The 18,896-nt window shown below is 58.2% G+C and carries 17 protein-coding genes; 7 read left to right on the top strand and 10 right to left on the bottom strand.

Going from position 1 to position 18,896, the window contains the following annotated elements; all coding sequences use genetic code 11:
• Positions 1-14: 14 nt before the first annotated feature.
• Positions 15-1,349, bottom strand: a complete 1,335-nt coding sequence (locus ACR0KC_RS00835) for an NAD(P)-dependent oxidoreductase (RefSeq protein WP_480704563.1) — start codon at positions 1,347-1,349, stop codon at positions 15-17.
• 218 nt (positions 1,350-1,567) lie between these two features.
• Complete coding sequence (locus ACR0KC_RS00830; RefSeq protein WP_480771370.1) at positions 1,568-2,140, bottom strand: cupin domain-containing protein; 573 nt, start codon at positions 2,138-2,140, stop codon at positions 1,568-1,570.
• 152 nt (positions 2,141-2,292) lie between these two features.
• On the opposite strand from ACR0KC_RS00830, the gene ACR0KC_RS00825 reads away from it, so the two are divergent.
• The 3 genes from ACR0KC_RS00825 (at position 2,293) to ACR0KC_RS00815 (ending at position 5,368) form a co-directional block, all read left to right on the top strand.
• Positions 2,293-3,288, top strand: coding sequence for a hypothetical protein (locus ACR0KC_RS00825; RefSeq protein ID WP_170405116.1), 996 nt, complete (start codon positions 2,293-2,295; stop codon positions 3,286-3,288).
• Positions 3,289-3,360: 72 nt separating this feature from the next.
• Positions 3,361-4,653, top strand: coding sequence for an O-acetylhomoserine aminocarboxypropyltransferase/cysteine synthase family protein (locus tag ACR0KC_RS00820; RefSeq protein ID WP_170405113.1), 1,293 nt, complete (start codon positions 3,361-3,363; stop codon positions 4,651-4,653).
• Positions 4,654-4,657: 4 nt separating this feature from the next.
• Positions 4,658-5,368, top strand: a complete 711-nt coding sequence (locus ACR0KC_RS00815; protein WP_480704559.1) for a GNAT family N-acetyltransferase — start codon at positions 4,658-4,660, stop codon at positions 5,366-5,368.
• Position 5,369: 1 nt separating this feature from the next.
• Here the strand turns inward: ACR0KC_RS00815 and ACR0KC_RS00810 are convergent, their stop codons facing one another.
• Entirely contained in the window at positions 5,370-6,065 is a 696-nt protein-coding gene (locus ACR0KC_RS00810) for an SIMPL domain-containing protein (RefSeq protein ID WP_170421149.1), read from the bottom strand.
• Positions 6,066-6,229: 164 nt separating this feature from the next.
• On the opposite strand from ACR0KC_RS00810, the gene ACR0KC_RS00805 reads away from it, so the two are divergent.
• Positions 6,230-8,116, top strand: coding sequence for a hypothetical protein (locus ACR0KC_RS00805; RefSeq protein WP_480704557.1), 1,887 nt, complete (start codon positions 6,230-6,232; stop codon positions 8,114-8,116).
• Positions 8,117-8,172: 56 nt separating this feature from the next.
• Here the strand turns inward: ACR0KC_RS00805 and hppD are convergent, their stop codons facing one another.
• Complete coding sequence (gene hppD, locus ACR0KC_RS00800) at positions 8,173-9,270, bottom strand: 4-hydroxyphenylpyruvate dioxygenase (protein ID WP_170393394.1); 1,098 nt, start codon at positions 9,268-9,270, stop codon at positions 8,173-8,175.
• A gap of 99 nt (positions 9,271-9,369) precedes the next feature.
• Here hppD and ACR0KC_RS00795 point away from each other — a divergent pair, with 99 nt between their 5' ends.
• Complete coding sequence (locus tag ACR0KC_RS00795) at positions 9,370-9,873, top strand: Lrp/AsnC family transcriptional regulator (protein WP_370644441.1); 504 nt, start codon at positions 9,370-9,372, stop codon at positions 9,871-9,873.
• A 20-nt stretch (positions 9,874-9,893) separates the two neighbouring features.
• Positions 9,894-11,777, top strand: coding sequence for a monovalent cation:proton antiporter-2 (CPA2) family protein (locus ACR0KC_RS00790; protein WP_170393396.1), 1,884 nt, complete (start codon positions 9,894-9,896; stop codon positions 11,775-11,777).
• On the opposite strand, the gene cobT is transcribed toward ACR0KC_RS00790, so the two are convergent.
• Positions 11,774-12,784 (bottom strand): nicotinate-nucleotide--dimethylbenzimidazole phosphoribosyltransferase, encoded by a 1,011-nt coding sequence (gene cobT / locus ACR0KC_RS00785; RefSeq protein ID WP_480704553.1) that lies wholly within the window; start codon positions 12,782-12,784, stop codon positions 11,774-11,776. The genes ACR0KC_RS00790 and cobT overlap by 4 nt on opposite strands.
• 79 nt (positions 12,785-12,863) lie before the next feature.
• On the opposite strand from cobT, the gene cobS reads away from it, so the two are divergent.
• Positions 12,864-13,628, top strand: coding sequence for an adenosylcobinamide-GDP ribazoletransferase (gene cobS, locus ACR0KC_RS00780; protein WP_480771369.1), 765 nt, complete (start codon positions 12,864-12,866; stop codon positions 13,626-13,628).
• Here the strand turns inward: cobS and ACR0KC_RS00775 are convergent.
• The 5 genes from ACR0KC_RS00775 to ACR0KC_RS00755 all read right to left on the bottom strand — a co-directional run bounded on the left by ACR0KC_RS00775 (position 13,625) and on the right by ACR0KC_RS00755 (position 18,896).
• The gene (locus ACR0KC_RS00775; RefSeq protein ID WP_170596119.1) at positions 13,625-14,386 is read right to left on the bottom strand and encodes an ion channel; all 762 of its coding nucleotides are present in this window, start codon (positions 14,384-14,386) and stop codon (positions 13,625-13,627) included. The two genes, cobS and ACR0KC_RS00775, sit on opposite strands and share 4 nt — an antisense overlap.
• Positions 14,387-14,510: 124 nt before the next feature.
• Complete coding sequence (locus ACR0KC_RS00770; RefSeq protein ID WP_010439402.1) at positions 14,511-15,020, bottom strand: CarD family transcriptional regulator; 510 nt, start codon at positions 15,018-15,020, stop codon at positions 14,511-14,513.
• A 283-nt stretch (positions 15,021-15,303) separates the two neighbouring features.
• Positions 15,304-15,642, bottom strand: a complete 339-nt coding sequence (gene fdxA / locus ACR0KC_RS00765; protein ID WP_010439399.1) for a ferredoxin FdxA — start codon at positions 15,640-15,642, stop codon at positions 15,304-15,306.
• A 65-nt stretch (positions 15,643-15,707) separates the two neighbouring features.
• Positions 15,708-16,073, bottom strand: coding sequence for an RNA-binding S4 domain-containing protein (locus tag ACR0KC_RS00760; RefSeq protein WP_170393403.1), 366 nt, complete (start codon positions 16,071-16,073; stop codon positions 15,708-15,710).
• Between the two features lie 6 nt (positions 16,074-16,079).
• A complete protein-coding gene (locus ACR0KC_RS00755) occupies positions 16,080-18,896 on the bottom strand; it encodes a helicase-related protein (RefSeq protein WP_480771368.1) in 2,817 nt (938 codons plus the stop codon).

The following is an 18,896-nucleotide window of genomic DNA, read 5'->3' as shown; positions in this document are numbered from 1 at the left end:
TTTGTCTTTGAGTTTCACGCGCTCAGTGCAGCGTGGATATCCATCGCGGCATCGCGACCTTCGGCTACGGCGGTCACGGTCAGGTCTTCGCCTCCTGCCGCACAGTCTCCGCCAGCCCACACACCGGTCATTGAAGTGCGTCCCGCCCCCGTCACGGCAATCTTATTGCCATCCAGCGTTAGGCCTTCCGGCGCACCGTCAAGCGTCTGACCGATGGCCTTAAGAACCTGATCAGCCGGCACACGGACAGTTTCACCCGTTCCGGTCAGTCGACCATCATGGCTCGCAGTATACTCCAATTCGATCTCTGCTGCGGCACCATTTCCGTGAATGGCCACCGGCTGAACATTGCAGAGAATCCGAACACCATGCGACGCCGCCAAATCCTGTTCGTACCGGCTGGCACCCATCGCGTCGCGACCTCGGCGATAGGCGATGGTGACGTGCTCAGCGCCTAGCAGTTTCGATTTCACTGCCGCATCTACGGCAGTCATACCACCGCCAATCACAACGACATTGCGACCCACAGGTAGATCAACCAGATCGCTGGCCTGTCGCACATCCGAGATAAAGTCGACCGCCGGGCGCACCCCGTCTTTATCGACACCATCAGCCCGCAGTGCGTTCACCCCCGCAAGTCCTATTGACAGGAAAACAGCGTCATAGTTCTCCTGCAACCCTTCCAGAGAAACCGTCTCTCCCAGAATCGAACCGGTCTCGATCGCGATCCCGCCAATTTTAAGCAGCCAATCGACCTCGGCCTGTGCAAAATCATTGGTAGATTTATACGCCGCAATCCCGTATTCGTTCAGACCGCCTGGCTTGGGCTTGCCTTCGTGGATCACCACATCGTGCCCCAGCATCGCCAGACGATGCGCACAGGCCAGACCGGCGGGCCCTGCCCCAACCACGGCAATTGTCTTGCCGGTTGATGCGGCGCGCTCGAACGGATGCGCACCCGAGGCCATCACATCATCGGTTGCATAACGCTGCAGGCGTCCGATCTCGACCGGCTTGCCTTCTGCCGTCTCACGCACGCAAGCCTCTTCACACAAAGTTTCGGTCGGACAAACCCGGGCACACATGCCGCCCAGAATGTTCTGCTCCAGAATGGTCTGCCCTGCCGCCTGCGGTTGCCCGGCCTGAATCTGGCGAATGAACAACGGAATATCGATATCCGTAGGACAGGCCGTCACACATGGCGCGTCATAGCAGAAATAGCATCGATCGGCGGCCACAGCGGCCTCGTGCGGGGCCAGCGGCGGATGCAGATCGGTGAAATTCGAGGTCAGCTCATCGCTGGAAAGCCGCCCGGAGACGATCCCGGGTGCCATCTGGCCCTGTGCCATCACTCTACTCCCTGTAGATATGTTTGTTATGGACCCCAGCTTGCCACAATCTGATTTTTTATCAATTGGTAAAATTTGCCAAATGGTCAAAAAATGAAAAATCCGGGCGGAATGGCCCGGATTCAGTCAGAAATTGCCTATTTTGTTGGCAGCGGCGGCTCAGACCATCCCGCCCAGGTGGCCGGATTTGATCCAAACACGGGCTCCGCCCTCTCCTGCTACAGCAGCAAAGCGTGATCCAGGCGGCAAGCGCAACCAGTCCCAAGTGCCAAATTCTTCGCCCGCCTCGGCAAAGCCACCTTCGATAACAAAGACCTCAAACCCCTTATCGGCGTCCAATTCAATATGTTCGCCCGCGCCCCAGGTTTGCACCTGGACATCCTCATGCACATCCTTGAACAAATCGATATCTCCGCCCCGTTGATCGAGCGCCGAACCTCGGTGCAGTCATTGGGGTCGAACTGATGCAATTTGACCAGAATAGTCGCGCCTTCGCTGGCCGAGGATGTATGGGAGGACGTCGGGGGATTGCGTACATAGCTGCCGACAGGGGAATCTCCGGTTTCATCCTGGAACACTCCGTCCAGCACCAGATATTCCTCACCACCGTCATGAGTATGCGATGAAAACGCGCTGCCGGGGGCAAAGCGCACGATGGTTGTGGCACGCGCCACTTCCTCGCCAATGCGGTCCAGCATCTTGCGTTCGACGCCAGCAACCGGTGACGCGACCCATTCGGTCTGATCAAAGTGAACGGCGACCCGCTGTGTGAAATCTGCATTGACCCGCATATGCAATCCCCCTGCGTTGCTGTCACATTAGATGGGAGCACGAGCCGGATTTGCAAACCGGTCATGTTTGGGGTTTTGACGCCCTTCACAGCTTGTTGTACTTCCGGTTGAGGCAGCGGCCGAATACCGGCCCGATCAGAAAGCGCAATACGATGCAGGCAAGCCCGGCGACATTTAACATCCTCATCATCGGGCAAAACAACCGGCTGCAATACGAGGCATTGCTTTTCGCCGCCTCGCTGCGCCACAGCTCATCAGGGTTCAAAGGTCGGCTGTTCGTGGGGGTGCCACAGCCCGGCCCTCTTTGGCCTCAGAACCCCAGCATTCAGGATGCCGAAGTTCTTGAAGCCCTGCAGCATCTGGGTGCCGAGATTCTGCCTTTTGAGTCTCATGCTTTTGGCTCGAGCTATCCCAATGGCAACAAGATCGAAGCTTTGCTGGCGATGCCAGAGGGTGAGCCCTTTGTCTTCTTCGACTCCGACACTCTGATCACCGGCGAAATTTCCGACGTCCCGTTCGATTTCGAACAGCCCGGCGCCTCACTTCGGGTCGAGGGAACATGGCCCAAACCCACGCTCTACGGCCCAGGATATGAGGGTATCTGGCGCGCACTGTATGACCGGTTCGGGCTGGATTTCGAAAGCTCTCTCGATCCCAGCCAGCCCGAGGGTTATTGGCGGCGCTACCTGTATTTTAACGCCGGTTATTTCTTCTACAAATGCCCCCGCCAATTTGGTGAGCGGTTTATGGGCTATGCCCGCACCATTCGCGACGAGGAAATCCCCGAACTGACCGGGCAAGTTCTGAACCCGTGGCTAGATCAGATCGCCTTGCCGCTGGTCATCCATTCCTTCGGTGGCGGACGGGATGCCCTGCCCGAGGGCCTGCTGGATGGTCGGATCAGCTGCCACTATCGCCTGTTCCCGATGCTCTACGCCCGCGAAAGCGATCATGTGGTCGAGATATTGGAAACCGTCGTGGCCCCGAACAAGATCAAAAAAGTGCTCAAAGGCTATGATCCACTGAAGAAGCTCGTGATACAGCGCAAGGGTGCGAAGATCCGGGCATTGTTCGACCGAAACAACCTGCCCGCACGCGAACAGGTCATTCGCAAAACGATCAAGTCCAAGGGGCTTTGGCTGCGGTGACGCGGACATTGTGCCGGGCGAGCCAATGTCCTAGAGATTCAGCAACACACATTCCAACAGGAGATTTCCTCGATGTCTGACGGACCCACCTACGGTTTTGACACGCTGCAAATTCACGCCGGGGCCCGCCCCGACCCTGCCACAGGCGCGCGCCAGACACCGATCTACCAGACCACGGCATATGTATTTCGCGACGCGGAACACGCCGCCGCGTTGTTCAACCTGCAGGAAGTGGGTTTTATCTATTCGCGACTGACCAACCCGACTGTTGCGGTGCTGCAGGAACGTGTGGCGACGCTTGAAGGCGGTGTCGGTGCGGTCTGCTGTTCCTCGGGACACGCAGCGCAGATCATGGCGCTGTTCCCGCTGATGGGGCCGGGCTGCAATGTTGTCGCCTCGACCCGCCTCTACGGTGGGACGGTGACGCAGTTTAGCCAGACGATCAAACGTTTCGGCTGGTCGGCCAAATTCGTTGATACCGATGATCTGGACGCTGTGAAGGCCGCTATCGACGAAAACACCCGTGCAGTATTCTGCGAATCCATCGCCAATCCCGGCGGCTATGTCACTGATATCCGTGCTCTGGCGGATTTAGCCGATGCAGCAGGCATTCCGCTGATCGTCGACAACACCTCTGCCACGCCCTACCTGTGCCGCCCGATTGAACAGGGCGCGACGCTGGTCGTGCACTCGACCACCAAGTACCTGACCGGAAACGGCACCGTGACCGGCGGCTGCATCGTGGATTCGGGCAAGTTCGACTGGTCGGCAAATGACAAGTTTCCTTCGCTCAGCGAACCCGAACCCGCCTATCACGGCCTGAAATTCCACGAGACCTTCGGCCCGCTCGCCTTTACATTCCACGGCATCGCGATCGGTCTACGCGATCTGGGCATGACGATGAACCCTCAGGCGGCGCATTACACACTGATGGGGATAGAAACGCTATCGCTACGGATGGAGCGCCATGTCGAAAACGCGCAGAAAATAGCGGCGTGGCTCGAGGCAGACGACCGTGTGGATTACGTGACATATGCTGGCCTGCCATCCTCGCCTTATAGCGACAGGGTAAAAAAGCACTACCCGCGCGGCGCGGGCGCCCTGTTCACCTTTGCGGTCAAGGGCGGCTATGACGCCTGCGTAAAGCTGGTGAACGCGCTTGAGATCTTCAGCCACGTGGCCAACCTTGGCGACGCACGGTCGCTGATCATCCACTCGGCCTCGACCACACACCGTCAGTTGACGCCCGAGCAGCAGGAAGCTGCAGGCGCAGGCCCTGGAGTGGTGCGCGTGTCCATCGGGATCGAGGATGCAGACGATCTGATCGCTGATCTCGATCAGGCTCTGTCCAAAGCCAGCGCCTGATCCGATGACCGGGCACAACACAAATGAACTGGGTCAACCCATCGGCTTGTCGGTCGCGGGCGAGTTTCCTCGCCCCACCCCGCCTTACACACCGATGCAGGGCCGGTTCTGTTCCGTTGTGCCACTGGATGTAAACAGGCACGCGCCTGGCTTGTACCGGGCGTTTGCCAATGACATGGACGGCCACAATTGGACTTATCTGCCCTACGGCCCGTTCGACTCTGAGGCGGATTTCACCGCATGGGCGCAGTCAAACTGCATGGATGCGGACCCGATGTTCCATACGGTGCTCGACGCGGATGAGGTGCCCGTGGGGATGGCCTCGTATTTGCGGGTCGAACCAGCAGCGGGTGCGATCGAAGTGGGCCACATCCATTTCTCGCCTCTGCTGCAGCGTAAACCGCAATCGACCGAAGTGATGTATCTGATGATGCGCCGGGTATTCGATGAGCTTGGCTATCGCCGCTACGAATGGAAATGCGATGCGCTGAACGCTCCATCAAAGCGTGCAGCCGAACGTTTGGGTTTCACGTTCGAGGGCGTCTTCCGGCAGGCGACCCATTACAAAGGGCGCAACCGGGATACGGCGTGGTTTTCGATAATCGATAGCGAATGGCCGCGCATTCGGGCGGCCTTCGAGAACTGGCTTGCGCCGGGGAATTTCGATGCATCGGGCCAGCAGCGCCAACCGCTGCAAGCCCGGGTTGGATCGTAGATTACTCCGCGATTTCGAACTCCATCGCGATATTGACCGAAACGGAAATCTCTCCGCCTGCGACCGGCACGCCACCGGCGTCCGACATAGCCATCTCGCGCATCTGAGCCATCGGGCGAACACCTCCGCCGTGGTCGTTGATCGATAGGACGGGACCCAGCGTAACCCCGGACGCCTGCGCTAGTTGCTGCGCCTTCTCGGTCGCATCTGCCACAGCCTTGGCCCGTGCTTCAGCCTCAAGCGGTTTGGGCTCTTGCACGCCAAAGCTCAGACCGCCGAAATCATTCGCACCATCCTTGATGACCGCATCCATGATCTGGCCCAGATTATCCAGATCCCGTACGCGAACCGAAACGCGGTTGGACGCGGTGAACCCAGTGATCTTGGGTGGCTCATTGCTGGAATTGCTGCGCCCCGACCAGACCGGTGAAAGCGAAAGATCGCGCGTCTGAACATCGCGCGCCTCCAATCCCATTTCGTCCAGTCGTTTGAGGATCTGCGTCACCGCATCCGAGGTCGCCTGCATCGCTACCGATGCCTGCGCATCCTGATTGGTCACGCCCAGTGTTATCGTTGCCATATCGGGTGCAACCAGAGCCGTACCGGTCCCGCTGACCGAGATGCGACGTTCTTCCGCATGGGCGGGCAGAGTCGCGGTGGCAGCGGCCATGGCGGCCAAAAAAGCAAGTGTCTTCAAGATGATCCCTCCTTGATGCTTGCTCTCAAGATGGGTGGTCGGGCCCGTACACGGCAAGGGGGAAACGTGCCTTTTTCTTTCCCTCGGCGAGTTCCTGCTCTAATCTCGGCGGGCAGACATCTAAGCGTTTGCATAAAAGCCGACAATTATGGTTCATCGCGATTATGAAACCCGCCTTTGCGCTGTCATTTTCTGAAAACGGCATTTCCTTGCATCATCAGTCGGATGGAGACTGGTACTGCATTGGAACCGTTCCGTTAGATGCGTCGGATTTCGCGGACCAGATGCAGGCCCTTCGGGATCAAGGATTCGCGCTGGAAAATGACCTGAGTTGCAAGCTTGTGATTCCATCCGATCAGGTGCGCCGCTTGGTTGTCGACACCGATGGTTTGGACACCGATGCAGCGGCGAAAAAGGTCAAGGATACGTTGGCCGCAGCCACGCCCTATGAGCTATCAGAGCTGGCTTATGTCGCGGGCGACGTGGGGACTGAGACCCCGGTTGCCGCTGTGGCCCAGCAAACGCTGGACGAAGCCAGCGCATTTGCCACCGATCATGGCTTTATCCCCGAGGCATTCTGGGTCAGCGCAACCGGCAACGATGCTCTGGACGCGCCATTTCTGGAACTGCCGATCATTGTGGATGAGGACGCTGTGATTGCGGCCCCCAAACCCGTTGATACGCCGGACATACCGGTTCACGCCATCGCTGAAGATGCAGCCCCCCCTGCATTTGAGCCTGCTACCAAAGCACTGCCCTCGTCTGCCAAGACAGGAACGGATCTGAAACGCTTTGCAATTCCTGCGATCGCAGCGTCGGTTGTGGTTGGAATGTTGCTGGGTGTCTGGTCTTACAACAGCTCTGACCCCGAAATTGTCGAAGTGGCCGAGCCGTTAGAGCCCGAGCTGCAGCCAGAGCCAGAAATTGTGACGGCAGAACCGCAGACACAGCCCGAACCTCAGGAAACCGAGATCGCAAGCCTCCCACAAGAACCTGAAGTGGCAGAGGAAGAACCGGTGCTCACCCCCACGGACGAGGCCATTCTCGAAGCACTGAAGATTGAACCGGAGCCGGTCGAAGACATCGCTGATCTGCCAGAGAGCAGAACCGAGTTTCGTGAGTTTACCGGCACCGCCCCTGTTGAACCTTCAGATCTGGAGCCAGCGCCTGTGGCTGGCGTGGATAATCAATATCTCACATCGGTCGATCGCTCGGACCTGTCGACCGATTCCGTCGCACTACCCGAACTTGCCAGCCTGGACACAGATGCGTCTTTTGAGTCGATCTCTTTGCCAGGCCAAGCGGGGCAGCGGTTCAACCTGGATGAACGCGGACTTGTGACGCCAAGCGCCGAAGGCACACTGAACCCGGCCGGCGTTATGGTTTATCTGGGTCGTCCCGCATCTGTGCCCCCCGACCCCCCAACCAGGTTCGAAACAGAACCCGTTGTCGTAGAAGAGGTCGATGAGAGACTCGCGGCGTTTCGCCCACGGCCACGCCCGGAAAATCTGGTGGATCAATTCGAACGCCAGCAACTTGGCGGTCGATCCCGGCAAGAACTGGCCTCGGTCCGGCCCAAGCTGCGGCCCAAGTCTCTGCAAACCCCTCCGCAGGTCGATGAAACCCCGACTGCGCTGGCTGTTGTACGGGTACCCCGTCCAAAAATCAGGCCTGCCAGCATCACGGCGCGCGCGACACGGCAACCTAGTTCTGGGAGTGCAGCGCTAGCCTCGACCGCAAATGTGGCCAGTAATGCCGATGAAGTTGGTTCGTTCCAGCCCAGAACGGTCAATCCCAAAATTCCGTCTTCCGCGTCAGTTGCGAGACAAGCAACCATCGACAACGCGATTAACCTGCGCAAGTTGAACCTAATCGGCGTGTACGGCACCCCGGCAAACCGCCGTGCTTTGGTCCGCCTGCCCAGCGGACGCTACAAAAAGCTGAAGGTGGGCGATCGCATCGACGGAGGTAATGTCATCGCCATCGGCGACAGCGAGTTGCGCTATCAGAAGCGCGGCAAGAACATCACGCTCAAGATGCCGCGCGGGTAAAGAAAATGCGCCATGTCGGTCAGACACGGCGCTCGGTTGATTTCATTGATTCATGTTTAGGCTGCCGAGATTTCACCCGACTCGATCTGCTCGCGTTCGATCGATTCAAACAGGGCTTTGAAATTGCCCTCACCAAACCCGTCATCCCCTTTACGCTGAATGAACTCAAAGAAGATCGGGCCAATGACTGTTTTCGAAAAGATCTGCAGCAGAATCTTGGTCTCACCGCCATCAACTACACCTTCGCCGTCGATCAGAATGCCGTGCTTCATCATCCGATGCTTGGGCTCATCATGGCCGGACACACGGTCGTAAGACATGTCATAATAGGCCTCGTTCGGACCGGGCATGAACTTCAGACCCTTCTCGGCAATGGCATCGGTCGAGGCGTAGATATCGTCGCTGCCCACCGCGATATGCTGGATGCCTTCGCCATTGTACTTCTTCAGGTAGGAGACGATCTGTCCGGTCTCTCCACGATCTTCATTGATCGGAATGCGGATGCGACCACAAGGTGAAGTCAACGCGCGACTGTAAAGCCCGGTGAACTTACCTTGAATGTCGAAAAAGCGGATTTCACGGAAGTTGAACAGGTCGCCATAGAATTTGAACCACTTGTCCATGTTGCCCTTGAACACGTTGTGGGTCAGGTGATCGAGATAGTAGAACCCATCGCCGCGCGGTTTTGACTGCTCCAGCCATTCAAATTCCTCGTTGTAGGGCGAGGTGTCATAATACTGATCGATGAAGTAGATCAGCGAACCACCAATGCCCTTAATCGCCGGAACGTTCATGGTCTTGTCTGCGCCATCATAAGGCTCAGCCCCTTTGGCGATCGCGTGCTCATAAGCCTTCTGAGCATCAACAACGCGCCAGCCCATGGCAGGGGCGCAGGGGCCGTGCTCGGCCACGAATTTGGCTGCAAAACTATCAGGATCCGCGTTCAGGATGTAGGTTACATCACCCTGTTGCCAAAGCTCGACCTTGGGGGTGTTGCGGTGATAGCCGACATAGTCGAAGCCCATTCGCGCAAACAGGTCTCGCAGCTCTTGCGGCTCGGGATGTGCGAATTCAACAAACTCAAACCCGTCGGTACCGGCTGGGTTTTCTTCGCTGATGACAGATTTCGGGGCGTTATGCGGGAAAGGACCCATGGCGCGTCTCCTCGGAAAACAGGAATTTCTTTGCTGATTCAAAAATACGCCTTAATGAGTGCTGTTTCTGCGCATTGTTTTCGTATAAACTAAGTTTAGATGCGTACTTTCCGCATATTGATTGCAAATCTTGAGGAAACGCCGCACGTGCTGGATCGGATTGATATCGGAATACTCGCAGCTTTGCAGCGCGACGCGCATCTGACGTCGCAGCAATTGGGTGATGTGCTGAATCTATCCGCCAGTCAGGCGGGCCGTCGCCGACAGCGCCTTGAGGCCGAGGGTTACATCACTGGGTACACCGCACGACTGGACCCGCTGAGGCTGGGGCTACAGGTTCAGGGGTTCATTCAGGTGCATCTGGGCACTCATGGCCCCGAACAATCCGCAGGCTTCGCCCGCATGGTCAACACCCGCCCCGAGATCACCAGCGCCTGGACGATGACAGGTGAGGCAGATTACCTGCTTCACGTCTATTGTGACGACTTATCCGCACTCAATACCTTGCTTCACGAAGTGATCCTGCCGCATCCTGCAGTTGCACGGGTGCAAAGCCAGATCGTGATGGACCAATTGAAACGCGACGCGCCGCTCCCGACCTGAGCGGATTTAAGAGGACAATAATGAACGAGTTCCTTTATCAGGCATCGATCTATCTGGCAGCTGCGGTGATCGCGGTGCCGCTTTCCGCCCGTCTGGGTCTGGGATCGGTGCTGGGTTATCTGGCCGCAGGCATCGCGATTGGTCCCATTTTGGGCCTTGTCGGGGCCGAGACGGAAAGCCTGCAGCATGTGGCCGAATTCGGCGTCGTGATGATGCTGTTCCTGATCGGGCTCGAGCTTGAGCCCCGTGCCTTGTGGGATATGCGGGACAAATTGTTAGGCTTGGGCGGGCTGCAGGTCGGCCTGTCGACCGCAGCAATCGCAGCTGTGGCGTTCTATGCGGGTCATCAATGGTCGGTAGCGCTGGCGGTTGGATTGACCTTGTCGCTTTCTTCCACGGCAATCGTGCTGCAGACCCTGTCCGAAAAGGGCCTGATGCAAACCAACGGAGGTCGAGCGACCTTCTCGGTCCTGCTGACGCAGGACATTGCCGTAATCCCGATCCTAGCTTTCCTGCCGCTGCTTGCCCTGCCCGCAAGTATCCACATCGAAGATGACGGCTCCATCAGCCGTGGCGTAGGCATAGCCAAAGACGCGGATTATCACGCCAAACTCTCGCTGGTCGAAGGTCTGCCCGGCTGGGCCGTTACGCTTGTCACCATTGGCGCCGTCGCGTTTGTCGTATTGGCCGGCATCTACCTGACCCGCCCACTGTTCCGTTTCATCCACGCCACCCACCTGCGCGAAATGTATACGGCACTGGCGCTAATGATCGTGGTCGGCATCTCGTTCCTGATGACCCTTGTGGGCCTGTCGCCCGCTCTTGGCGCGTTTCTGGCCGGAGTGGTTCTGGCCAGTTCGGAGTTCCGACACGAAATGGAAAGCGACCTTGAGCCGTTCAAGGGGCTGTTGCTGGGCCTGTTCTTCATCACCGTGGGCGCTGGGATCGATATCGGGTATTTCTTCGCCGACCCGTTTGACCTGATCGGTTTGGCCTTACTGGTCATACTGGCCAAGGGGATCATCCTGTTCATCGTCGGGCGCGCCTTCAAGCTGCGCGGGCGCGATCACTGGCTGTTCACGCTGGGTTTGGCCCAGGCCGGTGAATTCGGCTTTGTCTTGTTGGCGTTTTCTACGCAGCAGAACGTGATTCCGCCGGGCTTGTCGCAAAAACTGTTGATGATCATCGCGCTGACCATGTTGATCACACCGCTTCTGTTTATCGTCTACGACGTACTTTCGCGCTTTCTCGGCGAGAGCAATCCGCAGGTTGAACCCGATCAGATCGACGAAAAAGGCCCTGTCATCATCGCCGGGATCGGTCGCTTTGGGCAGATCGTCAACCGGCTGGTACAGGCAAGCGGGTTTAAAACAGTTGTTCTGGACCACGATATCGAAACGATCCAGCTGATGCGACGGTTCGGTGTCAAAGGCTTCCTTGGCGACCCCACTCGCCCCGAATTGCTGCGCGCTGCTGGAATCGAAAAGGCAGCGGTCCTTGTCGCGGCCATGGATGACTACAAACAGGTCACCCGTCTCGTCGGATATGCCCGCCGCCAGCGGCCCGATCTGCACATCATCGCCCGCGCCCGCGACCGCAACCATGTCTATGAACTGTATCAGGCAGGGGCCAACGATATTGTCCGCGAGATGTTCGACGGATCGCTACGCGCGGGCCGCTATGTATTGGAGAACATTGGCCTCAGTGAATACGAGGCCGCACAAGCTGAACAAACCTTTTATCACCACGACCGGGGATCGGTGCGCGAGCTTGCAGAACTGTGGATCCCCGGCATGCCCACAGCCGAAAACAAGAAATACATCGAGCGTGCGCGGCAACTGGAAAAAGATCTGGAAACCGCGCTGCTGGAACTGGCCGAGGAACACGCCAAGAAGTCGGCTTAACCGTCCGACACACCCGCTTCAGCGAATGTCGCCATGCCGGAATGGCAAGCAACCGCGCTTTTCAGAATGTTGATCGCCAACGCCCCGCCCGAGCCCTCGCCCAAGCGCAGGCCGAGGGTCAGCAATGGCTCCTTGCCGAGCTTGCCCAGCATCGCGGCATGCGCGCCCTCGGCGCTTTGGTGGCCCGCGATGGTGTGATCAAGCGTTGTTTCCGAAATCTGCGCCAGACAGGCTGCAGCTGCGGTGCAGATGAATCCATCCAGAATTACCGGTATCCGCAATACGCGCGCGGCGGCTATCGCACCCGCCATAGCCGCAATCTCGCGTCCGCCGAGGCACCTTAGAATATGAAGTCCATCGCCCTGACCATGCAGAGCGACGCCTTCCGCAACAACCCTGGTTTTGTTCGCCAGACCTGCATCATCCACACCGGTCCCGCGGCCAGTCCAGTCGGCAGCATCCCCGCCAAATAGCGCGCAAGCGATGGCGGCAGCCGGCGTGGTATTTCCGATCCCCATCTCTCCAACAACCAGCAGATCGGCCTGCGGATCAACCGCCTGCCATCCTGTGCGCAGTGCGCTTAGAAATTCCTCTTCGCTCATCGCGGGGGCTTGGGTAAAATCTGCGGTCGGACGGTCCAGCTCCAGCGCGTGCACGTCCATCTTCGCGCCCGCAGCCTTTGCCAACTGGTTGATCGCCGCGCCGCCATGTTCGAAATTCATGACCATCTGCACCGTCACTTCGGGCGGGAACGCCGAGACACCTTGAGCAGTTACGCCATGGTTGCCCGCAAACACGATGACCTGCGGCGCATCGATCTGAGGCCGCGCATCCCCGCGCCAACCTGCATACCAGATCGCCAGATCCTCAAGCCGCCCCAACGCGCCGGGCGGTTTGGTTAGTTGACCGTTGCGCTCTTCCGCGCCCTGCTTGGCAGCGGTGTCCGGACCGGGTGCGCCGGTCAGCGCATTGCGGAAACTGTTCAAGTCATTGAGTTCGGGCAGCATGGAAAGCCTCGTTGCATCAGAGTGGTTGTGTGTGTTTAACCAATGCTGGCAAAGCAACAAGACCCGGAAAGGCCTGGGAGTGACCAAAAACGACACCGCCCCGTTTTCCCTGTGGGATATCTCGCTGGCTCTGGTCCTTTTGACGCGCCTGCCCCTGCCACGCCTGCCCGATCAAGCGTTCACCCGCCAGTCGCGTGCGGCTTGGGCCTATCCCCTTGCCGGGCTTGTTGTGGGGGCGCTGGCTTGCGGCGTCGCCTGGATTGCAATCTGGGCGCAGCTGCCAACCCTTGCCACCGCCGCCCTGCTGGTCGCCACGTTGATCATCGCAACCGGAGCGATGCACGAAGACGGGCTAGCCGATACGGCCGACGGGCTTTGGGGCGGCTTCACAACCGAACGTCGACTGGAGATCATGAAGGACAGCCATATCGGCACTTACGGCGTACTGGCCCTGTTGCTGGGCCAACTGCTTCGAATTGCTGCTGTCATGGCACTGATCGGTGCGGGTCTGTTGACGGGCATATTGGCCGCCTGCCTGTTCTCACGCGCCATGATGCCCGTGCTGATGCGCGCGCTACCCAACGCTCGCAAATCGGGGCTGAGCCATTCGGTTGGTGCGCCCCCCTTGTCTGCGGTGCTGGCCAGTATCGTGTTGGCTATCGTCCTGTCGCTATTGCTGCTGGGTGGATCAGCCATCACGCCGATGCTCTGCGCCCTGCTTGCAGCGGCTTTTGTCGCTCGCATCGCCAAGACCAAGATCGGTGGCCAAACCGGTGATATTCTGGGGGCCACGCAGCAGGTCTCGGAAATCATCTTCCTCCTGGCGCTAACAGCCTCAATCTAAGACGCCCCACCGGTTTCAATGCGCAGCGTCGCGCCACAGTGTTTGCAATGCACAGCATCCGGATCGTGCCGGAACAGGCCGCAGCTTGGGCATTTGTAGCGTACTTTCTGCGGCATGAAGATCGCCTGCGCCAGACGGACAAACAACGCCACGCCCACAACCATGATGAAAACGGAAAACAGCTTTCCCGCTGGTGTGCCCAGCGTGATATCTCCGAACCCCGTTGTCGTCAGGGTCGCCATAGTGAAATAAAGCGCGTCGATATAGGGGGTCTGCGCATCTTCGGGGACGAAAAAGACCAGTACTGCAGTCGAGGTTGCAAAAACAAAGACCATCAGATTGATCGCCGCAATCACCGCGTCCTCGTGGGTTCGGAAGAAAGGACTATCTCGGCGCAAATCCCGCAGCAGATGATAGGAATGGATCAGCCGCAACGCGCGCAATATCCGAAGGAACGCGAGATTGCCGGTCAGGAACGGGTCAAGCAGCAGCGACACGATAACAACGATGTCTGCCATCGTGTAAATCTGGCGCAGCAGTTTCCAGCGGTCTTTGGAAATCCACATCCGCGCGCAGAAATCCATTAGGATGATCAGCCCGACACCCAGACTTGCCGCCGTCAGCCCAGGCCCGTGCGGGATGTTCGCCGTGGAGACAAAAAAGATGATCGAGGCGATATCGAACAGGATCAGCCCATAGCGAAACCAGACCGAGATCGGCTCGTGGCTGATGTAGAGAAACTTGACAGTTTGCTTCATCATGTCCCCGTATCTTCCTGCAGTTACAGAAAAATACCCGACACACACCACAAGACCAAGCGCCTAGTCACGAAAAAGGGCCGCCCCGGATATCGGGACGACCCTTAAATTGGCTTGAACGCGATCAGGCTGCGCGTGAGGTCAGAACCTCATCGACCTGTTTGGCAGCCGAAATCTCATCGGCGCCAGAAACTGCGGCCACTTCGCGTGTCAGACGTTCCAGCGCGGCTTCGTACAGCTGACGTTCGGAATAACTCTGCTCGCGCTGGTCGTCGGTGCGGTGCAGGTCGCGGACCACTTCGGCGATCGAGATCAGGTCACCCGAGTTGATCTTTTGCTCGTATTCCTGCGCCCGGCGCGACCACATGGCGCGTTTGACCTTGGCCTTGCCTTTAAGCGTCTTCATTGCCTGGCTGATAACATCCGGCGAGCTAAGCGACCGCAGACCGGATTCGGTGACCTTGTTGGTTGGTACCCGCAGGGTCATCTTGTCTTTTTCAAAAGAAATCACGAACAGCTCAAGCGAGAAGCCTGCAACTTCCTGCTCTTCGATTGATACGATCTGACCTACGCCATGAGCCGGGTAGACGACATAATCGTTCGGGCGGAACTCAAGCTTTTTCGATTTCGACATTCATATTCATCCTTCATTTCTGATCGGGATATGAGACGACAAAAGCACACAGCCGAGGCCCTGCATGGCCCCGTCAGGCGGCTTATTTGTCATAAATTCAGAACTCCAAAGCGAGCATACTTACGGAGCACATCCCAATCACAGTCATCATTCGGTCCTAAGTATATCACAAATTTGCGACACTCAAAAGACCGCGCCAAGGTAAATGGGAAATTCCCTTTCTACCTCAATTAATTAATGCACAGATTGATGCCAAATGAACGGTAACCGGCTGCCGAATCGGTCAACCGCCCTCGCCGGGGGCTTCCGAGAAATATTTCTCCATCTTGCCTTCTTCGCCGTCGCGTTCCTCGGCCTCGGGTAAGGGGTCTTTTTTGGTCACGATCACCGGCCACATTTCCGAGTATTTCCGGTTGAACTCGACCCACTGCTCCATCCCCGGCTCGGTATCGGGGCGGATGGCGTCGGCGGGGCATTCGGGTTCGCAGACACCGCAGTCAATGCATTCGTCGGGGTGAATGACCAATGTGTTTTCACCTTCGTAGAAACAATCCACCGGACAAACCTCGACACAGTCGGTGTATTTGCAGCCAATGCAGTTTTCGGTGACAACGTAGGTCATGTTGGATTTCCCGTTTGCGCTTTGGCGACTAGCTAATCCAGTCTGACCGCCGCTTCAAGGTCAGATCACCCCTTTGGGATGCGAGAAAGATCAAGCGCGCGTCTTTCTTTCTTGGTTGGACGACCTTTTCCCTCAAACGCAGGATTCTTGGGCGATACGTCCTGCTTTTCGGTCATATCGAAGTACAAAGCTTGCGCCTCGGGGGCCGGGCCGCGACGCACGCCAAGCGCTTCGATACGTACAACCCGAACAATACGCCCCTGCGGAAAGGTCAGGACATCTCCGGGTGCCACGGCTTGCGCCGGTTTCAGCACCCGATTTCCGTTCAGACGCACATGGCCGCCGCTGACCTGTTTGGCGGCCAGGCTACGGGTCTTGAAGAACCGCGCCTGCCACAACCATTTGTCGATCCGCAGCTTGGCCTCGGCCATCGCGGATCAGTTGCCGTCCTTCAGACCCATCAACGCTGCCGCAAACGGGTTATCGGGATCGATTGCCTTTTCCTTTTTGGGTGGCCGTGACGAGAAGGTCTTGGCGCCCTGAGGCTTGCCCCCCTTCTTGCCATGCGGCTTGCCCTGAGGTTTACCACGCGGCTTGCCCTTGCCCTGCCCCTGCTCGCGACGCGGACCACGGTTTTGCTGACGTTGGCGCCCCCAAGTGAAGGTGTAGAACACCTCAATTTCGGGCTCATCCAATTTGGACTCTGCTGATTTCTCAGTGGCCGTAACCTCTGCTGCCGCCTCGGTGCTTTCGGAGGCTTCGGCTGACGCCTCGGCGGTTATACCGACGTCATCCGCTTCGGCATTTGCGGTCGGTGTCTCATCGACGACAGGTTGTTCCTCGGCTTCCGCCACAGGCTGCTCCGTGGGGACCGGCTTGGCCTTCTCACGTTCGCCGCGTTCGGCCTTGTAACCCAGTCCCTGCATCAGGTCTGCAAACTGTTCCAAGGTCATGCCGGTAATCGACAACATGTCGGGTTTGGCTTCGAACCCACCGCGGCTATCCTCGGACCGCAGCATGTCGGCCAGCCGTTCCAGCATATCGATCCGGATTGAGCGTTCGCCCGCATCGCGGTAGCCGCACATGGTGTCATAGCCCTGCGGCGCATCCTTGGCGACCGGAACGGTAACCAGACCCGGAGGTGGTGCTTCGGGGAACTCCTGCAAGCCGCCGGACAATGCCCATAGTACCAGACGCAGGCGCGTTGGCGCGGGTTTCAGCAGCAGCGGCATGAAGATGGTGAATTGACCGAACCGGATGCCATGTTTGCGCAGCGCACCACGGGCGTCCTGATCCAGATCCTTGACCTCTTGCGCAACCTGCACACGGGGCAGCACGCCCAACGACTCGACCATACGGAAGGCAAAGCCCTTCGCCAGGCCCGTCAATTCTTCATCCCGCGACAGGTTCAGCAGCGGCTCGAACAGGGCTGCCACTTTGCGGTCGATGAAATGCTGCAGGCGGCGCTGAACCTTCTGTTCCACGTCCGGCCCGGCGGCCTCATCGACAAAAACCTCGACCACAGGCTTGAGAGGCTCGGCACCGGCAACAAGTTTGCCCACGGCATACTCGCCCCACATCAGGCCACCCTGATCGGTGAAATCAATTTCGGTATCGGGCGCATTGTAGAAGCGATCGGCACGCAGATGGAATTGCGGCGCGAGTGCTTGCAGAGAGGCTGACTTCAAGGCTTTCGCTTCAGTCCCCTGCGCGCTTTTGTCCGGGGTAAACCGGAACCCTTCCAGACGACCGACGAATTCACCTTCGACGGTCACTTCACCCTTGTCATTTACTTCGGCCAAAAGGGCCTCCTTCTGTTTGAGCCGGCGCAGCAACACTGACGTGCGCCGGTCCACAAATCGCTGAGTCAAACGGTCGTGAAGAGCGTCCGACAGCCTGTCTTCTACAGTGCGCGTTTCCTCGCGCCAATGGGATTCGTCACGCACCCAACCGTTTCGTTGCGCAACATATGTCCAAGTGCGAATATATGCCAACCTTTTGGACAATGCATCAATGTCGCCATGGGTTTGGTCGATACGGCGGATTTGCCGCGCCATGAAATCATCGGGGATACTTCCGCGCTCATGCAGATGGCCATAGATCACCTCAAGCAGGCTGGCATGTTCGGCATGGCTGATGCCGCGAAAATCGGGGATTCTGCACACATCCCATAGCAATCGGATCGACGGTCCATCGCTGGCACGGGCAACAACTTCGGTGACTTGGGACAGAGATTTCAGGACGTTCAGATCGTCAGCTGGCCGCGCTTTGATCAGATGCTCATTGTCTGGGCTGACCTCAAGCGAGTCGATTAGTGCGTCGATTGAGCCGAACCGCAAAGCGGCATTCCGCCAATTCAACTTTTTCATAGGCGTGAACCGGCTGTCCATAATGGCTTGGGCTACGCCCTCATCCAGCGGCGGAGCCTCGCCCGTCACACCAAACGTGCCATCCGACATTCCGCGCCCGGCCCGTCCTGCGATCTGGGCCAACTCGTTGGGGGCCAGAGGCCGCATTCGGCGGCCATCAAACTTGGTCAGAGATGAGAACGCCACATGGTTCACATCCAGGTTCAACCCCATACCGATGGCATCCGTAGCCACCAGATAATCAACCTCACCGTTTTGATAGAGGTCAACCTGCGCATTCCGCGTGCGAGGGCTGAGCGCCCCCATGACGACCGCAGCCCCGCCCTTTTGGCGACGAAGCAGCTCGGCGATGGCATAGACGTTATCGACCGAGAATCCGACGATCGCACTGCGCGCAGGCATTCGGCTGATCTTTTTCGAACCGGAATAGACCAGCTGAGACATCCGTTCACGCCGGATGAACTGCGCTTCGGGCACAAGGGCCGCGATGGGGCCGCGCATGGTGTCAGAGCCGAGAAACAGCGTTTCATTGGTGCCGCGCGACCGCAACAGGCGATCAGTAAAGACATGGCCGCGTTCGGGATCCACGCAAAGCTGAATTTCGTCAATCGCTACAAAATCAGTGCCCATGCCTTCTGGCATCGCCTCAACTGTACAGACCCAGTATTGGGTGCGCGGCGGTACGATCCGTTCCTCGCCTGTCACCAGCGCCACAACAGACGGACCGCGAATAGCGACAATCTTGTCATAGACCTCGCGCGCGAGCAGCCGCAGCGGCAGACCGATGACACCGGTCCGGTACCCCAGCATACGTTCAATCGCGTAGTGAGTTTTACCTGTGTTCGTCGGGCCAAGTACGGCCACGATTCGGGATGACCCGCTCAC

Source organism: Ruegeria sp. CF3 (genome assembly GCF_056537365.1).
Note: the sequence above shows the minus strand (reverse complement) of the source record. Positions and strands in the feature narration are given on the sequence as shown.

What these genes read in the sequence shown, in the direction of transcription:
- ACR0KC_RS00835 (WP_480704563.1), bottom strand. Translation starts at nt 1,349, where the DNA reads ATGGCACAGGGCCAGATGGCACCCGGGATCGTCTCCGGGCGGCTTTCC.
- ACR0KC_RS00830 (WP_480771370.1), bottom strand. Translation starts at nt 2,140, where the DNA reads ATGCGGGTCAATGCAGATTTCACACAGCGGGTCGCCGTTCACTTTGAT.
- ACR0KC_RS00825 (WP_170405116.1), top strand. Translation starts at nt 2,293, where the DNA reads ATGCAGGCAAGCCCGGCGACATTTAACATCCTCATCATCGGGCAAAAC.
- ACR0KC_RS00820 (WP_170405113.1), top strand. Translation starts at nt 3,361, where the DNA reads ATGTCTGACGGACCCACCTACGGTTTTGACACGCTGCAAATTCACGCC.
- ACR0KC_RS00815 (WP_480704559.1), top strand. Translation starts at nt 4,658, where the DNA reads ATGACCGGGCACAACACAAATGAACTGGGTCAACCCATCGGCTTGTCG.
- ACR0KC_RS00805 (WP_480704557.1), top strand. Translation starts at nt 6,230, where the DNA reads ATGAAACCCGCCTTTGCGCTGTCATTTTCTGAAAACGGCATTTCCTTG.
- hppD (WP_170393394.1), bottom strand. Translation starts at nt 9,270, where the DNA reads ATGGGTCCTTTCCCGCATAACGCCCCGAAATCTGTCATCAGCGAAGAA.
- ACR0KC_RS00795 (WP_370644441.1), top strand. Translation starts at nt 9,370, where the DNA reads ATGCGTACTTTCCGCATATTGATTGCAAATCTTGAGGAAACGCCGCAC.
- ACR0KC_RS00790 (WP_170393396.1), top strand. Translation starts at nt 9,894, where the DNA reads ATGAACGAGTTCCTTTATCAGGCATCGATCTATCTGGCAGCTGCGGTG.
- cobT (WP_480704553.1), bottom strand. Translation starts at nt 12,784, where the DNA reads ATGCTGCCCGAACTCAATGACTTGAACAGTTTCCGCAATGCGCTGACC.
- ACR0KC_RS00775 (WP_170596119.1), bottom strand. Translation starts at nt 14,386, where the DNA reads ATGAAGCAAACTGTCAAGTTTCTCTACATCAGCCACGAGCCGATCTCG.
- ACR0KC_RS00770 (WP_010439402.1), bottom strand. Translation starts at nt 15,020, where the DNA reads ATGTCGAAATCGAAAAAGCTTGAGTTCCGCCCGAACGATTATGTCGTC.
- fdxA (WP_010439399.1), bottom strand. Translation starts at nt 15,642, where the DNA reads ATGACCTACGTTGTCACCGAAAACTGCATTGGCTGCAAATACACCGAC.
- ACR0KC_RS00760 (WP_170393403.1), bottom strand. Translation starts at nt 16,073, where the DNA reads ATGGCCGAGGCCAAGCTGCGGATCGACAAATGGTTGTGGCAGGCGCGG.